General features: G+C 59.0%; 19 protein-coding genes. 15 read left to right on the top strand and 4 right to left on the bottom strand.

Annotation, left to right across the window (positions count from 1 at the left end; all coding sequences use genetic code 11):
- Positions 1-66: 66 nt before the first annotated feature.
- The 10 genes from CWI75_RS11070 to CWI75_RS11025 are packed head-to-tail and all read left to right on the top strand — an operon-like array spanning position 67 to position 8,904.
- A complete protein-coding gene (locus CWI75_RS11070; RefSeq protein ID WP_101521558.1) occupies positions 67-1,695 on the top strand; it encodes a CTP synthase in 1,629 nt (542 codons plus the stop codon).
- A 47-nt stretch (positions 1,696-1,742) separates the two neighbouring features.
- On the top strand, positions 1,743-2,594 hold the full coding sequence (gene kdsA, locus CWI75_RS11065; protein WP_101521557.1) for a 3-deoxy-8-phosphooctulonate synthase: 852 nt from the start codon (positions 1,743-1,745) through the stop codon (positions 2,592-2,594).
- Between the two features lie 26 nt (positions 2,595-2,620).
- Entirely contained in the window at positions 2,621-3,913 is a 1,293-nt protein-coding gene (gene eno, locus CWI75_RS11060) for a phosphopyruvate hydratase (RefSeq protein ID WP_101521556.1), read from the top strand.
- 1 nt (position 3,914) lies between these two features.
- Positions 3,915-4,226, top strand: coding sequence for a cell division protein FtsB (gene ftsB / locus CWI75_RS11055; RefSeq protein WP_101521555.1), 312 nt, complete (start codon positions 3,915-3,917; stop codon positions 4,224-4,226).
- Entirely contained in the window at positions 4,223-4,939 is a 717-nt protein-coding gene (gene ispD, locus CWI75_RS11050) for a 2-C-methyl-D-erythritol 4-phosphate cytidylyltransferase (RefSeq protein WP_101521554.1), read from the top strand. The genes ftsB and ispD overlap by 4 nt, the downstream gene beginning before the upstream one ends.
- 3 nt (positions 4,940-4,942) lie before the next feature.
- Entirely contained in the window at positions 4,943-5,422 is a 480-nt protein-coding gene (gene ispF / locus CWI75_RS11045) for a 2-C-methyl-D-erythritol 2,4-cyclodiphosphate synthase (protein WP_101521553.1), read from the top strand.
- Entirely contained in the window at positions 5,419-6,480 is a 1,062-nt protein-coding gene (truD, locus tag CWI75_RS11040; RefSeq protein ID WP_101521552.1) for a tRNA pseudouridine(13) synthase TruD, read from the top strand. Before ispF ends, truD begins: the two co-directional genes overlap by 4 nt.
- A complete protein-coding gene (locus CWI75_RS11035; protein ID WP_420913255.1) occupies positions 6,473-7,135 on the top strand; it encodes a protein-L-isoaspartate(D-aspartate) O-methyltransferase in 663 nt (220 codons plus the stop codon). Before truD ends, CWI75_RS11035 begins: the two co-directional genes overlap by 8 nt.
- A 1-nt stretch (position 7,136) precedes the next feature.
- Positions 7,137-8,042 carry a DUF368 domain-containing protein gene (locus CWI75_RS11030; protein WP_241521179.1) on the top strand — a complete coding sequence of 302 codons (906 nt, stop codon included), beginning with the start codon at positions 7,137-7,139 and terminating at the stop codon, positions 8,040-8,042.
- Entirely contained in the window at positions 8,035-8,904 is an 870-nt protein-coding gene (locus tag CWI75_RS11025; protein WP_241521178.1) for a peptidoglycan DD-metalloendopeptidase family protein, read from the top strand. The genes CWI75_RS11030 and CWI75_RS11025 overlap by 8 nt, the downstream gene beginning before the upstream one ends.
- 42 nt (positions 8,905-8,946) lie before the next feature.
- Here CWI75_RS11025 and CWI75_RS18335 read toward each other — a convergent pair whose 3' ends face one another.
- Entirely contained in the window at positions 8,947-9,111 is a 165-nt protein-coding gene (locus CWI75_RS18335; RefSeq protein ID WP_155523011.1) for a hypothetical protein, read from the bottom strand.
- On the opposite strand from CWI75_RS18335, the gene CWI75_RS11020 reads away from it, so the two are divergent.
- Together CWI75_RS11020 and CWI75_RS11015 are read left to right on the top strand one after the other, a co-directional pair.
- Complete coding sequence (locus CWI75_RS11020; RefSeq protein WP_101521551.1) at positions 9,110-9,517, top strand: bactofilin family protein; 408 nt, start codon at positions 9,110-9,112, stop codon at positions 9,515-9,517. The two genes, CWI75_RS18335 and CWI75_RS11020, sit on opposite strands and share 2 nt — an antisense overlap.
- A gap of 46 nt (positions 9,518-9,563) precedes the next feature.
- The gene (locus tag CWI75_RS11015) at positions 9,564-10,136 is read left to right on the top strand and encodes a hypothetical protein (protein ID WP_101521550.1); all 573 of its coding nucleotides are present in this window, start codon (positions 9,564-9,566) and stop codon (positions 10,134-10,136) included.
- 87 nt (positions 10,137-10,223) lie between these two features.
- Here CWI75_RS11015 and acnB read toward each other — a convergent pair whose 3' ends face one another.
- On the bottom strand, positions 10,224-12,839 hold the full coding sequence (gene acnB / locus CWI75_RS11010) for a bifunctional aconitate hydratase 2/2-methylisocitrate dehydratase (RefSeq protein ID WP_101521549.1): 2,616 nt from the start codon (positions 12,837-12,839) through the stop codon (positions 10,224-10,226).
- Between the two features lie 196 nt (positions 12,840-13,035).
- On the opposite strand from acnB, the gene CWI75_RS11005 reads away from it, so the two are divergent.
- On the top strand, positions 13,036-13,509 hold the full coding sequence (locus CWI75_RS11005) for a DUF1289 domain-containing protein (RefSeq protein WP_101521548.1): 474 nt from the start codon (positions 13,036-13,038) through the stop codon (positions 13,507-13,509).
- The gene (locus tag CWI75_RS11000; RefSeq protein ID WP_101521547.1) at positions 13,506-14,120 is read left to right on the top strand and encodes a MiaE family protein; all 615 of its coding nucleotides are present in this window, start codon (positions 13,506-13,508) and stop codon (positions 14,118-14,120) included. Before CWI75_RS11005 ends, CWI75_RS11000 begins: the two co-directional genes overlap by 4 nt.
- 22 nt (positions 14,121-14,142) lie before the next feature.
- Here CWI75_RS11000 and CWI75_RS10995 read toward each other — a convergent pair whose 3' ends face one another.
- Both CWI75_RS10995 and CWI75_RS10990 read right to left on the bottom strand, forming a co-directional pair.
- Positions 14,143-14,865, bottom strand: a complete 723-nt coding sequence (locus CWI75_RS10995) for a UDP-2,3-diacylglucosamine diphosphatase (RefSeq protein ID WP_101521546.1) — start codon at positions 14,863-14,865, stop codon at positions 14,143-14,145.
- A 17-nt stretch (positions 14,866-14,882) separates the two neighbouring features.
- Positions 14,883-15,380, bottom strand: coding sequence for a peptidylprolyl isomerase (locus tag CWI75_RS10990; RefSeq protein WP_101521545.1), 498 nt, complete (start codon positions 15,378-15,380; stop codon positions 14,883-14,885).
- A gap of 190 nt (positions 15,381-15,570) precedes the next feature.
- On the opposite strand from CWI75_RS10990, the gene CWI75_RS10985 reads away from it, so the two are divergent.
- The gene (locus tag CWI75_RS10985; RefSeq protein WP_101521544.1) at positions 15,571-17,229 is read left to right on the top strand and encodes a glutamine--tRNA ligase/YqeY domain fusion protein; all 1,659 of its coding nucleotides are present in this window, start codon (positions 15,571-15,573) and stop codon (positions 17,227-17,229) included.
- Positions 17,230-17,234: the final 5 nt, after the last annotated feature.

Here is a 17,234-nt window from a genome sequence, read left to right as displayed (position 1 = left end):
AGCACTCCTGTTGTCGTCTTGCGCGTTACCTGAGTGTCCGTAAATACAGCGCATAAAAGGCTTTTCATGACGCGATATGTCTTCGTCACCGGTGGTGTGGTTTCGTCTCTTGGCAAGGGGATTGCGGCTGCATCCCTCGCGGCGGTGCTCGAGGCGCGCGGCATCAAGGTTACCCTGCTCAAACTCGATCCTTATATCAACGTTGACCCGGGTACCATGAGCCCGTTTCAGCACGGCGAAGTGTTCGTAACCGAAGACGGTGCTGAAACCGACCTGGACCTGGGTCATTACGAGCGCTTCACCCGCACCACCATGAAGCGTACCAATAATTTTACCACCGGCCGGGTTTACAACACGGTACTGAAAAAAGAACGCCGCGGCGATTACCTGGGCGGTACCGTACAGGTAATTCCCCACATCACCGATGAAATCAAGCGGCGTATCATCCTCGGTGGCGGTGACGCCGATGTGGCCATTATCGAAATTGGCGGCACCGTGGGCGATATCGAGAGCCTGCCGTTCCTGGAGGCCGCCCGCCAGCTGCGAGTCGAAGTGGGCTCCAGCCGTTCACTGCTGGTGCACCTGACCCTGGTGCCCTACATTGCGACGGCAGGTGAAATCAAGACCAAACCGACCCAGCACTCGGTCAAGGAGCTACGCTCGATTGGCCTGCAACCGGATATTCTGTTGTGCCGGTGCGCGGTGCCTATTGAAGAGAGCGCCTGCAAGAAGATCTCGCTTTTTACCAACGTTGAGGAGCGGGCCGTTATCCCGTTACTGGACGCAGATTCCATCTACCGGATTCCGGGCATGCTTCACGCCTATGGTCTCGACGATTTTGTGGTTGAGCGTTTCAACATGCAGTGTCCAAAAGCCGACCTGTCGGAGTGGGACGATGTGCTGCGCAGGGAGTTCGGCGAGCCTCGCGGTACCGTGCGTATTGCCATGGTAGGCAAGTACATGGATCTGCTGGATGCCTACAAGTCCCTTAACGAAGCACTCAAGCATGCGGGCCTGCAAACCCTCACCAATGTTCAGGTAGATTACATTGACGCCGAGGATATCGAGCGCGACGGTGCCGGAGTGCTGGCACGCGCCGATGCCATTCTGGTACCCGGCGGGTTCGGCGATCGGGGGGTTGAGGGCAAAATCACAGCGGTACGTTACGCCCGGGAAAACAACATCCCCTTCCTCGGGATTTGCCTGGGCATGCACGTGGCGCTCATCGAGTACGCGCGCAATGTATGTGGCCTTGAGGGAGCCGATTCAACCGAGATGGTTCCGGCAACCCCGCATCCGATAGTGGCGCTCATTTCCGAGTGGCAAAACGCGGATGGTTCCACCCAGCTGCGTACCGCGGAATCAGACCTTGGCGGTACCATGCGCCTGGGTGCCCAGACCTGTTACCTTGAGCCTGGCTCGCAGGTGCGCGCCATTTACGGTGCTGACACCGTTCTCGAACGCCACCGGCATCGTTATGAGATCAACAATAATTATGTTGACCAGCTGGTGGCCGCGGGAGTTCGTATCGGCGGCTGGTCCGAGGGTCGGGCTCTGGTGGAAATGATTGAGCTGGCAGAGCATCCGTGGTTCATAGCCTGCCAGTTTCATCCTGAATTTACCTCACGGCCCCGGGGCGGACACCCGCTGTTCACCAGTTACGTCGAGGCCGCGTTAGCGCATGCGCAGGGCTGAATATTTTCCGGCCGCGATTTTACAGCGGTCGATGCCGGAGTAGTCCCTTGACCCAGACTCATGTCACCCTAGGTTCTTTCACCATCGCCAACGAGGCGCCCTTCGTGCTGTTGGGTGGGGTTAACGTGCTGGAAAGCCGGGACTTCGCCGTTGACGTTGCGGCACATTATGTTGAGGTCTGTGGGCGCCTGGGCATTCCCCTGGTCTTCAAGGCCTCTTACGACAAGGCCAACCGTTCCTCCATTCATTCTTTCCGCGGCCCGGGGCTGGAGAAAGGCCTGGCGATACTGGCTGAAATCAGGGATCGCTTCGCAGTGCCGGTTATTACTGATGTGCATACGCCGGAGCAGGCAGCGCCTGCGGCGGACGTGTGCGACATCATCCAGCTGCCCGCATTCCTGGCGCGACAGACGGACCTGGTGGCCGCGATGGCAGCTACCGGTGCCATTATCAATATCAAGAAGCCGCAATTCCTCAGCCCCTCTCAAATGGCCAATGTGGCGGCCAAGTTTCGTGAATGCGGCAACGATCGCATTCTCCTGTGCGAGCGCGGCAGCAATTTTGGTTACGATAACCTGGTAGTGGACATGCTGGGTTTCGGGGTGATGAAAAAAACCTGTGACAACGTACCGCTCATCTTTGATGTGACCCACGCCCTGCAGTGCCGGGACCCGCTGGGTGCCGCCTCTGGCGGACGCCGGAGCCAGGTGCTTGAGCTGGCGCGCGCGGGGATGGCCACAGGTCTTGCCGGACTGTTCCTTGAGGCCCATCCGGAACCGGAAAAAGCACTGTGCGATGGCCCGAGTGCGCTTCCGCTGCATCTGCTGGAACCTTTCCTCGCCCAGCTCAAGGCGGTGGATGATCTGGTCAAGAGCTTGCCTGCGCTCGCTATAGAATAATCGTTTGCCTACTGGAGTTTGAACCAATGACCAAAATTGCCAATGTACAAGCCTTTGAAGTGATGGATTCCCGCGGCAATCCGACGGTGATGGCCGAGGTCAGCCTCGCCAGTGGTGAAACTGGCATAGCCTGTGCGCCCTCCGGTGCATCCACCGGCTCGCGCGAGGCGCTGGAATTGCGCGATGGCGATGAGGCCCGCTACCTGGGCAAGGGTGTGCTCACAGCGGTAGGACACGTCAACAGTACAATTCGCAGCCTGCTGCTGGGCCGCGATGTGACCCAGCAACGCGCGCTGGATACCGCCATGATTGAAGCCGACGGGACTGACAACAAGGCCCGGTTTGGCGCCAACGCAATCCTCGCGGTGTCGCTGGCAGCGGCGAAGGCTGCGGCGCAGGTACGCAATATTCCACTGTACCAGCATATCGGCGAGCTCAATGGCAGCAACACCTTCACCATGCCGGTGCCGATGATGAATATTCTCAATGGCGGTGAGCACGCGGATAACAATGTCGATATCCAGGAGTTCATGATCCAGCCGGTGTCGGCGCCGACGTTTGCCGAGGGCCTGCGTGCAGGCGCGGAGATCTTCCACCACCTAAAAAAAGTGCTGTCGGCCCGTGGTTTGAGTACGGCAGTAGGAGACGAAGGCGGTTTTGCACCCGATTTGCCATCCAATGAGGCGGCACTGGAAGTGATCGCCGAGGCAGTTGCCAAGGCTGGTTACCAACTCGGTCGTGATATTACCCTGGCACTTGATTGCGCGGCATCGGAGTTTTATCGCGATGGCGTCTACCGGCTATCCGGGGAAAACAAGAATTTTAGCAGCGCTGAATTTACCGATTACCTGGCGGCGCTGGCGGCGGCGCATCCTATCATTTCTATTGAGGACGGCCTGGACGAGTCGGACTGGGACGGCTGGAAACTGCTCACCGACAAGATCGGGGACCGTATCCAGCTGGTCGGTGACGACCTGTTCGTGACCAATACCAAAATCCTGCAGCAAGGTATTGATCTGGGTGTGGCCAACTCCATCCTGATCAAGTTCAACCAGATCGGCAGCCTGTCGGAAACGCTGGACGCCATTAACATGGCGAGAAAAGCCGGTTATACCGTGGTTATTTCCCATCGTTCGGGGGAAACCGAGGACACCACGATTGCTGACCTTGCGGTGGCAACGTCGGCCGGCCAGATCAAGACCGGCTCGCTGTGCCGATCTGACCGGGTTGCCAAATACAATCGCCTGCTGCGTATCGAGGCAGAACTGGCGGGCCGCGCGCCTTACCGGGGCCTGGTGGAATTTACCGGCCGGGGCTGATATGCGTAGTGTGCTGCTGGTACTGGCTCTAATACTGGTAATGCTGCAGTACCGGCTCTGGTTTGCCGAGGGAAGCCTGGCTGAGATGCACCGGCTGGAAGTGGAAGTGGCGGAACAGGACGAAATCAACCGCGAGCTGCGCGAGCGCAATGGCAGGCTTGAGCGCGAGGTGCTGGACTTGCAAACCGGAAATGAAGGCCTGGAACAGCGAGCCCGGGAGCAGCTTGGCCTGGTGCGCGAGGGAGAGATATTTTACCAGTTTGCGGTGCCGGCAGACCCGGCTGTGCGACGGTCGGATAGCGATAAGGAATGAGTAAACACGTGCAGTGTTGGGGGGTTGTTCCCGCGGCGGGTGTTGGTGTCCGCATGCTGGCAACGCGTCCCAAGCAGTATCTGGAAGTTGCCGGTGCCAGCCTGCTACGGCACAGCTTGCGGGCATTGCTGGCCTGTGACGATATCCGCGGGATAATGGTCGCAGTAAGCCCTGATGATCCCCGGGCCGCTGAGCTGGCGGGTTTGGCCCGTGTACAGACAACGCCGGGTGGGGCGCAACGGGCGGATTCGGTCCTCGCCGCGCTGCACGCATTACAGCCCCTGGCGGCCGATGACGACTGGGTGTTGGTCCACGACGCCGCGCGGCCCTGTATAGACCCCGCCGACATCAGGCGCCTCATGGTGCAGGTAGAGAGCAGCGGTAGCGGCGCGTTGCTGGCAGAACCGGTGGTGGACACAATCAAGCAGGTCGATAGCGCGGGGCGAGTAGAGAAAACGCTTGATCGTCGCCACTTATGGCGCGCGCAAACCCCGCAGATGTTCCGCCTGGGCGAACTCGCCGGCGCCCTTGCCGGCGCACGTCAGGCAGGTGTCGAGGTGACTGATGAAGCTTCCGCCATGGAGTGGGCCGGCTATCCGGTCATGGTAGTTCCAGGTTCTTCCCGCAATCTCAAGGTCACCACGCCCGGCGACCTCGAGGTGGCGGCATTTTATCTCGGCGGCGACGCTGCCATAGTGGCCCCGGAGGCCTGACGCGTGCGAATTGGACAGGGTTATGATGTGCACCGTTTCGGCGATGGCGATGCCATTGTAATCGGTGGAGCGACGATACCCTATAGCCGTGGCTTGCAGGCACATTCTGATGGTGATGTGTTGATTCATGCGCTGTGCGATGCCTTGCTGGGCGCGATTGGTCGCGGTGATATCGGTCGTCATTTCCCAGACAGTGATCCCGCCCTGGCCGGGGTGGATAGCCGGATCCTGTTGCGCGCGGTGGTGGCACAAGTGACTGAACTGGGCTGGATACTGGAAAACATGGATGCGACTATTGTTGCCCAGGCTCCTCGTATGGCACCGCATATCCCGTTGATGGAAGCCAATCTGGCGGCGGATCTGGAAACCGATGTCGGTCGGGTTAACGTCAAGGCAACGACGACCGAACAGCTCGGCTTCACCGGTCGTGGTGAAGGTGTTGCCGCTTATGCGGTGGTCCTTCTGTCACCCGTATCACAGTGAGTAACAACTGGCCCAGAGTATCGCCAGTATTGCCGGCCCGCGGCGTACTGCGCAGCGTACCGGAAGATTTTGTCGTACGCGAGCAGCTGGGCTTTGAGCCCGAGGGAGAGGGCGAACACGTGTTCCTGCACCTGCAGAAACGCGGTCTCAATACCCAGGACCTGCTGCAACGGGTGTCCGGGGTCAGCGGTATTCATTTGCGTGACATCGGTTATAGCGGCCTCAAGGACCGCAACGCGGTGACCAGCCAGTGGGTCAGTGTGCGTATGGCCGGGAGGGAGGAGCCCGACTGGCAGCGGTTGGCTTCACAGGGCGATATTGACGTGCTCGCCTGTGCCCGCCACACGCGCAAACTCAAGCGTGGAGTGCATCGCAGCAACCATTTTGAGTTGCGCCTGCGCAAGCTGGAGGGTGACCTGGCAGCTCTGGAGCAGAGATTACAATTGCTGCGGCAGCACGGCGTACCCAACTATTTTGGTGAACAGCGCTTCGGTCGCGGCGGTTCCACCCTGGTTCAGGCGCGACAGTGGCAACAGCGGGATGGCGGGGGGCGTAAGCTTTCCCACAACCAGCGCAGCTTGTTGCTGTCGGCTTTGCGCGGGCAATTGTTCAACACCGTACTGGCGCAGCGGGTACGCGAGGGCACCTGGGACCGTATACTGGCAGGGGACGTTTGCATGTTGCAGGGCTCCCGCAGCCTGTTTTCCTGTACGTCCGTGGACGCTGATATCGAGGCCCGCGCAGCGAGTGGCGATATCCACCCCGGTTTGCCCCTGTGGGGGCGGGGCCGGGTATTACAGGCAGAGCCACAGTTGGCGCAACAGGCCATGGCACTGGCTGAAGAAACATCCGTCTGCCGGTTCCTCGAATCGGCTGGCCTGGCACTGGCCTATCGCTCTGCCAGGTTGCTGCCGGATGACTTTAACTGGCAGTTTTGTGATGATGGTAGCCTGCTGATCAGTTTCAGTCTGGCACCGGGTAGTTACGCCACCGCTGTATTGGCAGAATTGATCGAACACAGGGAAGGGTATCAAGCACGTGGTAACGGCAGTGAATAGTGTAAATATCAACGGCATCGGCATGACTTCGCTACGTACCCGCGAACGCCTCGTCGGAAGACTGGTGGAACAGGGTATAACGGATAGCCGGGTGCTCGAGGTTATGCGCACGACTCCCCGCCACCTGTTTCTTGATGAGGCCATGGCGCATCGAGCCTACGAAGACACCTCGTTACCCATCGGTTTTCAGCAGACGCTGTCGCGCCCCTATATTGTCGCCCGTATGACCGAATTACTGCTGGCGGCCGGGCCCTTAAGCCGGGTGCTGGAAGTGGGTTCCGGTTCCGGGTACCAGACCGCGATACTGGCCCAATTGGTAGATCAGGTGTGGAGTGTCGAACGCATCAGGCCGCTACTGACCAAGGCGCGCCAGCGTCTTCGCCAGCTGCGTCTGCGCAATGTAGACCTGCGTCACGCGGACGGCACGATGGGTTGGGAAGGGGCGGGGCCCTTTGACGGCATAATCAGCACTGCGGCACCCGAGCATATTCCTGAGGAACTCTTGCAGCAGCTGGCCCCGGGCGGGCGCCTGGTAATCCCGGTTGGAGGCGACAGCCAGCAGCTGCAAGTGGTTATACGCGGCGACGAGGGCTTCGATGTGCAGGTTATCGAGGCAGTGCATTTTGTGCCGCTGCGCCCTGGTACGGTGAAATAGGATGGTGACCCCGTTTGGTGTCTACCTGCGTGGTATTCTGATGGGTGCAGCAGATATTGTTCCTGGCGTATCCGGCGGGACCATGGCGTTTATTACCGGTATCTATGATCGTCTGCTGGGCAGTATTCGTGCTTTTGATGTCACCTGTCTGCGCCTGCTCTCCAGGGGCCAGGTGAGGGCAGCATGGTTACATGTCGACGGGGCCTTTTTGTTGCTTCTATTACTGGGGATCGCTACCAGTATCCTGTCCCTGGCACGACTGGTGTCCTGGTTACTGAACGCTTACCCGGTGCCTCTGTGGGCCTTTTTCTTCGGTCTTATCCTGGCATCGGCACTGGTTCTCCTGCGCCAGGTGCCACGGTGGACGCCGGCTTTGTGGGCCTGCCTCGTCGCGGGGGCGCTTACCGCCGGTTTTATCGCGCTGTCGCCGGTGGTGGCCATGACACCGGGTTTGCCCGGGTTCTTTATCGCCGGCTTTATCGCAATTTGTGCAATGATTCTGCCTGGTATTTCAGGCAGTTTTATCCTCATCCTGCTGGGTATGTACGGGCCGGTACTAACTGCGCTGAAAAACCTTGAGCTGGAAGTGATACTGGTTTTCGGTTTGGGTGCAGGTCTGGGCTTGATGTGCTTTTCACGATTGTTACACTGGTTGTTGCAACGTTTTCATGCCGCCACCATGGCCCTGCTGACAGGGTTTTTGTTCGGTTCGCTACTGGTGGTCTGGCCCTGGAAACATGCCCTTGACTGGGTGCTGGGACGCGATGGGGAGTTGCGGCCGGCGCAGCAGGTGCCGGTCTGGCCCTGGGAGTTCGCCGCCGATCCCATGCTACAGGTATGCCTGCCGCTGGCGGTGGGCGGTTTTGCCCTTGTCTGGTTCATTGACCGGCTATGGGGCAGTGACTGATATCGTGTACTGCCAGTTCCGTTTTCTGACTCCGGTGGCTTGCCTGGTGGCCTGCCTGCTCATGCTGTTGCTGCAAGGCTGTGCCGGCGGTACCCGTGCCCCTATCGAGGATCGTCACAATAGCAGTTCAACCACGTCCAGTAGCTACACCGTGCGTCGTGGTGACACACTCTACGCCATTGCCTTCCGCTTCGGTCAGGATTACCGGGCGCTGGCTATGGCGAATAGCATAGAGCCACCCTATACCATTTATCCCGGTCAGCGCATTCGCGTGGCGGGCGTCGACACCGCCGGCTATACGTTAGTACCGCGTGTCACCAGGCCCGCCACCCGTACCGGATCCGAATCCGCCGCACCGACACCCGCCCCGGTGTCCCCGCCAGCTGTAGCCCAGCCTACCAGACCGCCGCTCAAGTCCGCGCGGGTACCAGCGCCGCCGCCGGTAGCGGTAGCGCCGGCAATGCCGGCCAGGCCCGCAAACGCTGCCCTGACGCCAGTATCAGCCTGGCGCTGGCCCTCTCCCGGACCGGTTGTCAGGGGATATTCCGCAACTGTACACAAGGGCATAGATATTGGTGGCCAGCGTGGGGACCCGGTTGTGGCTGTGGCCTCGGGGCAGGTCGTGTATGCGGGTACCGGCATTATCGGATTTGGTGAACTGCTGATTGTTAAGCACGACGATGTGTATCTCAGCGCCTATGGGCATAATGACCGATTGTTGGCGGCGGAAGGTGACAGGGTCACTGCCGGCCAGAAAATTGCGGAAAAAGGTAGCACGGGAACCGATTCGGTAAAGCTTCATTTTGAAATACGTCGCGAGGGAAAGCCTGTGGACCCATTGGGGCTGCTGCCGCGAAAATAAGCTTTTTAACAACCTGTTGTTGGTTTCCACCATACCCGCCTGTTAGGATATTGTGGTAATGACGATCCCCACGGGAGTACATAAGGTCATGTTTGAACGCAACAAGAACAAACCATCGGCTGAGCCGGTGGCGCCAGAACGCACCGCATCCCCGGCGATGCCGGCCCCAGCACCATCCACCCCTGCGACATCGAGGAGTTTTGCCATGATCGGCACCAGTATTTATATCAAGGGTACCGTAACCGGTGAAGAGGATCTCGTTATCCAGGGCAAGGTCGACGGCACCATCGATCTCGGGGATTTTGAAGTCTCGGTAGGTGAATCGGGCAAGGTCACCGCGGATATAACGGCCAGGGTTGTGCGTATTGATGGTGAAGTTGCCGGGGATGTCACCGGTAGCGAAAAGGTGGTAATCGCCAAATCCGGCCGGGTCCGCGGTAATATTATCGCTCCCCGGGTCACTCTCGAGGACGGTGCGATCTTCAAGGGCAGCATCGACATGGATCCGGGTGATACGCGACAGGGACTGGCGCCGGTCAGGACAGAAAAGGCGGGTGCAACTCCGGCCTCCAACCCCGCGAAGAATCCCGAGATGGACCTCAAAAGCGGTTGAAAAGCGTGAGTGAGGGACTTGATGCTGTCCCGCTTCCGGCACTATCGTGAGCTCTGTTACCCAACCATCCCAGCTGCTGTCATCCATATTACAGCCGCTGGACCCGGAAGAACGCGTTACGATACTGGATCTGGGCGCGGCTTTGCCGGAAACCCTGGCGTTTTATTCCGAATTTCGCGTAAAACTGTACTTTGCCGACCTGTTTGTGGATTTGCCGCTGACGGTGGCGGAGGAGGGTCCCGGCTACCGGGAGCAATTTGCCGCTCTGCTACAGCTGCCGGCAGATGTCCGCTTTGATGTTTGCCTGTTCTGGGATCTCTTCAACTTTCTCGACGATGCCGCAATCAGAGCCCTGCTTGAGGTGTTACAACCGCATTTGCATCCGGGCACACGGGTGCATGCTTTTGGTGCCCGTAATCGCAAGCTGCGGGCCGGTGGGGAACGCTATGGTATTTGTGCCAGGGACACCTTGAGTGTCAGGTATCGCACGCAGGCTTTGCCGGGTTATCGGCCCCTGCCGCAGAGCACATTGCAGGATTTAATGACGGATTTCCAGTTTGACCGCAGCGTATTACTGGCGGATGGGCGACTGGAATTACTGATGCACTTCAGGGGGTAAAAGCCATGCGCCGCAGGATTGCGGCACACGGCTAATGGAGCTTGCGGGCTACCGCTTTCGTGACGAATGCGGTAGCCGGATGCCTCACTAGACAGCGACTTCCGTGATCTCCACCGCTGCAATACGCTTGCCTTCCTCGGCACTCTTCTGGAACTCAATAATCTGGTCAAAGTTCATGTAACGGTAAATCTCCGCTGACATGGCGTCCAGGCTACTGGCATAGGAAAGGTATTCCTCGGGTGTTGGCAGTTTGCCCAGCACCGCGCCCACCGCCGCCAGTTCGGCTGAAGTGAGGTACACATTGGCACCATCGCCCAGACGGTTGGGGAAGTTGCGGGTGGAAGTGGACAACACTGTGGAATTGGGTGCAACCCGTGCCTGGTTGCCCATGCACAGAGAGCAGCCGGGCATTTCGGTGCGCGCACCGGCACGACCGAAGATGTTGTAGTAGCCTTCTTCCATCAGCAGGTGCTGGTCCATGCGCGTCGGCGGCGAGATCCACAGGCGGGTCGAGAGTTCACCCTTGTGCTGGTCCAGCAGCTTGCCCGCGGCGCGGAAGTGGCCGATGTTGGTCATGCAGCTGCCGATGAATACTTCGTCGACCTTGTCGCCGGCGACAGAGGATAGCAGGCGGGCATCATCGGGATCATTGGGAGCACAGACGATGGGTTCTTTCACCTCTGCGAGATCGATTTCGATGACCGCCGTGTACTCGGCATCGGCGTCGGCTTTCATCAGGCTCGGGTTGGCCAGCCATTCTTCCATACGTGCAGCCCGGCGCTCGAGAGTACGCGGGTCGCCATAACCCTCTGCTACCATGGAGCGCAACAGCACCACGTTGGAGCGCAGATACTCGGCGATGGTGTCTTCGTCCAGGGCTATTGTACAGCCTGCGGCGGATCGCTCCGCCGAGGCATCGGAAAGCTCAAAGGCCTGCTCAACCGTCAGGTTCTTGAGGCCTTCAATTTCCAGAATGCGTCCGGAGAAAATGTTCTTCTTACCCTTTTTGTCGACGGTGAGCAGGCCTTCCTGAATGGCGTAATAGGGAATGGCGTGAACCAGGTCGCGCAGGGTAATACCGGGCTGCAAATCTCCCTTGAAGCGCACCAGTACGGACTCCGGCATATCCAGCGGCATCACCCCGGTGGCAGCGGCAAAGGCCACCAGGCCGGAGCCGGCGGGAAAAGAAATGCCCATGGGGAAACGGGTGTGACTGTCGCCACCGGTGCCGACGGTATCGGGCAGCAGCATGCGGTTGAGCCAGGAGTGGATGATGCCGTCACCCGGGCGCAGGGAGACGCCGCCACGGGTCATGATAAAGTCGGGCAGGCTGTGTTGGGTGTCAATATCGACTGGCTTGGGATATGCCGCCGTGTGGCAGAAAGATTGCATCACCAGGTCCGTCGAGAAGCCGAGACAGGCGAGGTCCTTGAGTTCATCCCGGGTCATCGGACCGGTGGTATCCTGGGACCCGACAGTCGTCATGCGTGGTTCACAGTAGGTGCCGGGACGGATGCCCTCAACGCCACAGGCCTTGCCGACCATTTTCTGGCCGAGGGTGAAGCCCTTGTCGCTGTGCGCAGGGACTTCGGGCAGGCGGAACAAATCGGGCACGCCGAGCCCCAGCTCCTCGCGAGCGCGGGTGGTCAAGCCGCGGCCGATAATCAGGTTGATGCGACCACCGGCACGTACCTCGTCCAGCAACACGTCTGACTTGAGTGCGAATTCGGACAGCACCGCTCCGGATTCTGACAGGATCTTGCCTTCATAGGGCCTGATTTCAATCACGTCGCCCATGGTGAGGTCATCGACCGGCGCTTCAAATACCAGCGCGCCGGCGTCCTCCATGGTGTTGTAGAAGATCGGGGCGACCTTGTTGCCAATGCAGATCCCGCCGCCTTTCTTGTTGGGTACGCCGGGCATGTCATCGCCAAAGAACCACAGTACGGAGTTCGTGGCGGACTTGCGCGAAGAACCGGTGCCCACCACATCGCCGACAAAGGCAACCGGGAGGCCCTTCGCACGAATGGCTTCAATTTGCGACATGGGGCCGGTAACACCATGTTCTTCCGGTTCCAGGCCGTCGCGGGTCATTTTGTACATGGCCAGGGCGTGTAGTGGCACGTCGGGGCGGGACCAGGCATCGGGAGCGGGCGACAAATCGTCGGTATTGGTTTCTCCGGTTACCTTGAAAACCGTTACCTTGATGGATTCCGGAACCGCGTCGCGAGAGGTGAACCACTCGCCGTTGGCCCAGGATTCAAGCACGCTCTGGGCGTTGGCATTGCCGTTTTTGGCGAACTCCGCAACATCGTGAAAGGCATCGAAAACCAGCAGCGTGTGCTTCAGTTCGGTAGCAGCCAGCGGACCCAGCTCAGCGTCGGGCAGCAGGCCTACCAGGGTCTCAATATTGTAGCCCCCGTGCATTTGCCCAAGCAGTTCTACGGCCGCTTTGCGGTCGATCAGCGGGCTACTGGTTTCACCCTTGGCAACGGCGGACAGAAAACCGGCTTTAACATAGGCGGCTTCATCGACGCCGGGTGGCACCCGGGTGGAAATCAGGTCCAGCAGAAAGTCGTTTTCGCCTGCAGGCGGATTTTTCAACAGATCTACCAGTGCCGCAACCTGTTCGGTATTGAGCGGTTTGGGGGGAATATTCTGGGCGGCTCTGGCGGCGACATGTTCGCGATAGGCTTCTAACACGGTGGAACTCCTTTTACTAAGACTGGCGGCATCTGCACAGACACTGGCTGCACATCCGTTGCAGGGAATAGCGGTGCGCAATTGTACTCCAGTGGATTTTTAAGATAAATAAATCAATCGCTTATACCGTGCATTCACGGTATTGATGGCTTAAAATCCCACGCGTCAGTTCACTATCGCGTTGCTATCTGCCGTTATGCCCGAAGCCATCGTCAAAACGCCCTGCATCGGTGTTTGCTCCACCGGTATCGGTGATGCCGTGTGCCGCGGTTGCAAGCGGTTTGCCCATGAGGTGATTGCCTGGAACAGTTACTCCAATGAGCAAAAACGCGCCGTTGACGGACGCCTCGCCGGGTTTCTCTCCCAGTGCGTGCGCAACAAGTTGTCGGTGGTCGACAGGGCCCTGCTCGAGTGGCAGCTTCAGGTCCAGCAACTGCGGTATAACCCTGCTCACGATGAATATTGCTGGGCCTTCACCCTGCTCAAGGCGGGCGCCGGCCAGATTATCGAGCCCCTTGGTTACGGCCTGGAGATTCATCCGGAGTACCGCGACATTACCCTCCTTGAGCTGCGAGCCATGATTGACGACGAGTATTACACCCTCTCGGATGCACACTACGAACGCTACATGCGAACCGCCGACCTGTTCACCCCGGCGAGCAGCCAGTGAGCGCTGTCGACCTCTCCGCCATAAACGGGTTTCTACCTTGTGTTACTCCACAGGCCTGGGTCGCCTGGGCGCTGGATAACCCGCAACTGTTACTGGTCGACCATGCCAATTGCGAGAAAAAAGCGGCCTCTACCGCTCTCAACCTGATGTACCGGTATGTCGAGCACCCGCGACTGCTGCACAAATTATCGCGGCTGGCACGGGAGGAGCTGCGGCATTTCGAGCAGGTTCTCGGGTTGCTGCAAAAGCGCAATATCGACTATCCCCAGCTGTCTGCTTCGCGCTATGCCGGCGAACTGCGCAAACAGGTGCGGGGTAATGAACCCGGCCGCCTGGTGGATACCCTGTTGGTAGGGGCGTTGATTGAAGCACGTTCCTGTGAGCGTTTTGCAGCCCTCATTCCGGTGCTGGATGATGAGCTGGCAGCCTTCTACGGATCCCTGTTGAAGTCCGAAGCACGTCATTTCCAGGACTACCTGGCACTGGCCTCCGCATTGGCTCCCGAGACGGAAGTGACAGCCCGGCTGGCGGTACTGCGCGCCCGTGAGGCAGAATTGATCTGTGGCCATGACACTGAGTTCCGCTTTCACAGCGGAGTGCCACACACCTAATGTAATTTGTTTGAATTAAGATCTAACTTATTGATTGTATATCAAAATCCAGAAGGTCTATATTGTTCGGTGTGGCCCTGATCATCCATCCCTTGCTATTCCAGTCGCCAAGTACCCAGCGCACACCAGCGGTATGCACATGACGCGCAGGGCGGTGGGTGTGGCCGTGAATCATTTGCCTGACTTCGTGGTCCAGCAACGCCGACTCTACTGCCTCGGGATTGACATCCATAATATCCTCGGCCTTGTTGCTATTGGCCTCGCGGCTCATGGTGCGTAGCTCCCGCGCCAGTGTGCGCCGCTCGTCCAGGGACCGTGCCAGTAACTCAGCCTGCCAGGATGCCGTTCGTGTGGTTTTCCGGAATGCCTGGTATTCCGCGTCCTGGGTACACAGGCTATCGCCATGGGTCAGCAGCGTCGGTGTGCCATACAGGTTGATCACACTGGGGTCGCGCAGCAGCCGCGCACCGACCTCCCTGCAGAAGCGTTTGCCGAGCAGAAAGTCGCGGTTGCCCTGCATCAGGTAAAGGGCCGGTCCGGCTGCGGTGAAGCGCTGCAGCATCTCGGTCACCTCAGCCACCAGCGGTGTGTCGTCGTCGTCACCTATCCACAGCTCGAACAGGTCTCCAAGAATATACAGGGCATCGCAATCGCGGTGCTCGAGCAGGAACCGCCTCAGTGCACGCACGGTGTCGGGTCGTGTCGCCTCGAGGTGGAGATCCGAAATGAAGTAGGTGACGGGCATGGGGCTACCGATACAGGCTACTCTTCAACGATTTCGACAGTTTCAATAATGACCGTGTCTACCGGCACGTCCTGGTGCCCGGCGCGACTGGTAGTAGGCAGTACGCGGATCTTGTTCAGCACTTCCTCGCCCGCGGTGACCTTGCCGAAAACCGCGTAGCCCCAGCCCTGGGGGTTTTTGCCACTGTGATTCAGGAAGTCATTATCCTTGACGTTGATGAAAAACTGGGCGGTGGCCGAATGCGGGTCCTGGGTGCGAGCCATGGCGATGGTGCCAAAGTCGTTGGTCAGGCCATTGTCGGCTTCATTTTCGATGGGCTCGCCAGCAGGCTTCTGCCGCATATCGGTATCAAAACCGCCGCCCTGGAGCATGAAGTTGTTGATGACACGATGAAAAATGGTGCCGTCGTAGTAGCCCGCACGTGCATATTCAAGAAAGTTGGCGACTGTTTTAGGGGCTTTCTCAGCATCGAGGGTAAGTGTGATGTCGCCGAAAGTCGTTTTAATGATAACCATGAGTAATTCCGCCGGATGGATGGTCGTTAAATGAGCGCGTAATGATACGGATTTTTGGTGGCCAGTAAAACATCGTGTGCGCGATATGGTGCCGTGCTGCAGATATCCGCAGGCTTCGGCCTCTAAAGGCTATAAGCAGAAACCATCTGGGGCTATAATGCGCCGTTTTTGGAGTTGAATCTACCCGCGTATGGAAACCAGGCCCGGCAACAACTTTCTCTACTCCCTGATCGCCGACGATCTGGCCAAAGGTCGCGTCCAGCAGGTTGTCACGCGCTTTCCGCCGGAGCCCAATGGCTACCTGCATGTGGGCCACGCCAAATCCATTTGCCTGAATTTCGGCCTGGCGGAGAGCTTTGGCGGCCGTTGCAACCTGCGTTTTGACGATACCAACCCGGAAAAGGAAAGCCAGGAATTCATCGAGTCCATCAAGGAGGATGTGCGTTGGCTGGGATATCAGTGGGCGGGGGAGGCGCGGTTTGCATCCTCCTACTTCGGCCAGTTGTACGAGTGGGCATGTGAGCTGGTGCGTGAAGGTGCCGCCTATGTGTGTGACCTGGACGCGCAACAGGCCAGGGAATACCGCGGCACTCTTACCGAACCGGGCCGTAACAGCCCTTTCCGTGACCGCAGTGTGGCTGAAAACCTCGATTTGCTGGCACGGATGAAAGACGGTGAGTTTGACGAGGGCTCCCGGGTGTTGCGCGCCAAGATCGACATGGCCTCGCCGAATATGAACCTGCGCGATCCCATTCTGTACCGGATCCGCAAGGTGCCGCATCACCAGACCGGTGAGGAGTGGGTTATCTACCCCACCTACGACTTCGCCCACGGCCAGGAAGATGCCATCGAAGGCGTGACCCACTCCATCTGTACCCTGGAATTTGAAGACCACCGGCCACTGTATGACTGGCTGCTGGCGCACCTGCCAGTGCCGGGCCGTCCGCGGCAGTATGAATTTGGCCGTCTCAACCTCAATTACACGGTAACCAGCAAGCGCAAACTGAGGCAGCTTGTGGATGACGCGGTGGTGGAGGGCTGGGATGACCCGCGTATGCCCACCATTGCCGGCATGCGCCGGCGCGGTTTCACACCGGCCTCCATCCGCTGCTTTTGCGACATGATCGGTGTCACCCGCAGCGACGGGGTGGTTGATGTGGCCATGCTCGAGCACGCCATTCGCGACGACCTCAATGAGAATGCGCCCCGCGGCATGTGTGTACTGAACCCACTGCGCCTGGTATTGACCAATGTACCTGCGGACCATCGCGAACAACTGGTTGCGCCGCGCCACCCCAGCCGCGAGGAACTGGGTAACCGCGAGCTGACCTTTACCCGGGAACTGGTGATTGATGCCGATGACTTCCGTGAAGAGGCCAACAAGAAATACAAGCGCCTGGTACTGGGCAAGCGGGTGCGGCTGCGCAATGCCTACGTGATTGAAGCGCACGACGTAGTAAAGGACGCCACCGGCAAGATCATCGAGGTACAGGCTCGTATTATCCCGGATACCGTGGGCGAAGATCCCGCAGACGGCATCAAACCCAAAGGCGTTATCCAGTGGGTATCGGTGGCCACCGGCAAACGCGCGACAGTGCGGCTGTACAATCGCCTGTTCAACCACGAAGCCCCGGACCGCGGCGACAACGCTTTCATGGATTTCCTCAACCCCGAGTCCCTGCAGGTGGTCGAGGATGCCTGGATAGAAGCCGCGCTGGCTGAGGCCGTGCCGGAACAGGGATTCCAGTTCGAGCGTGAGGGCTATTTTGTCGCGGATCGCTACCAGCACACTCCCGAGCGCCCGGTCTTCAATCGCACTATCGGCCTGCGCGACACGTCGGGCGCCTGAGACAA

Origin of the sequence: Kineobactrum sediminis (assembly GCF_002868715.1) — a bacterium.
In the GTDB taxonomy this organism is placed as follows: domain Bacteria; phylum Pseudomonadota; class Gammaproteobacteria; order Pseudomonadales; family Halieaceae; genus Kineobactrum; species Kineobactrum sediminis.
The sequence above is the reverse complement of the archived record's forward strand: the minus strand, read 5'-3'. Positions and strand labels throughout refer to the sequence as shown.

Coding starts and splice junctions, on each gene's coding strand:
- CWI75_RS10990 (WP_101521545.1), bottom strand. CDS start 15,380: ATGGTTATCATTAAAACGACTTTCGGCGACATCACACTTACCCTCGAT.
- CWI75_RS10985 (WP_101521544.1), top strand. CDS start 15,571: ATGGAAACCAGGCCCGGCAACAACTTTCTCTACTCCCTGATCGCCGAC.
- ispD (WP_101521554.1), top strand. CDS start 4,223: ATGAGTAAACACGTGCAGTGTTGGGGGGTTGTTCCCGCGGCGGGTGTT.
- ftsB (WP_101521555.1), top strand. CDS start 3,915: ATGCGTAGTGTGCTGCTGGTACTGGCTCTAATACTGGTAATGCTGCAG.
- CWI75_RS11070 (WP_101521558.1), top strand. CDS start 67: ATGACGCGATATGTCTTCGTCACCGGTGGTGTGGTTTCGTCTCTTGGC.
- CWI75_RS10995 (WP_101521546.1), bottom strand. CDS start 14,865: ATGCCCGTCACCTACTTCATTTCGGATCTCCACCTCGAGGCGACACGA.
- CWI75_RS18335 (WP_155523011.1), bottom strand. CDS start 9,111: ATGGCAAAACTCCTCGATGTCGCAGGGGTGGATGGTGCTGGGGCCGGC.
- eno (WP_101521556.1), top strand. CDS start 2,621: ATGACCAAAATTGCCAATGTACAAGCCTTTGAAGTGATGGATTCCCGC.
- CWI75_RS11030 (WP_241521179.1), top strand. CDS start 7,137: ATGGTGACCCCGTTTGGTGTCTACCTGCGTGGTATTCTGATGGGTGCA.
- CWI75_RS11005 (WP_101521548.1), top strand. CDS start 13,036: ATGCCCGAAGCCATCGTCAAAACGCCCTGCATCGGTGTTTGCTCCACC.
- CWI75_RS11020 (WP_101521551.1), top strand. CDS start 9,110: ATGATCGGCACCAGTATTTATATCAAGGGTACCGTAACCGGTGAAGAG.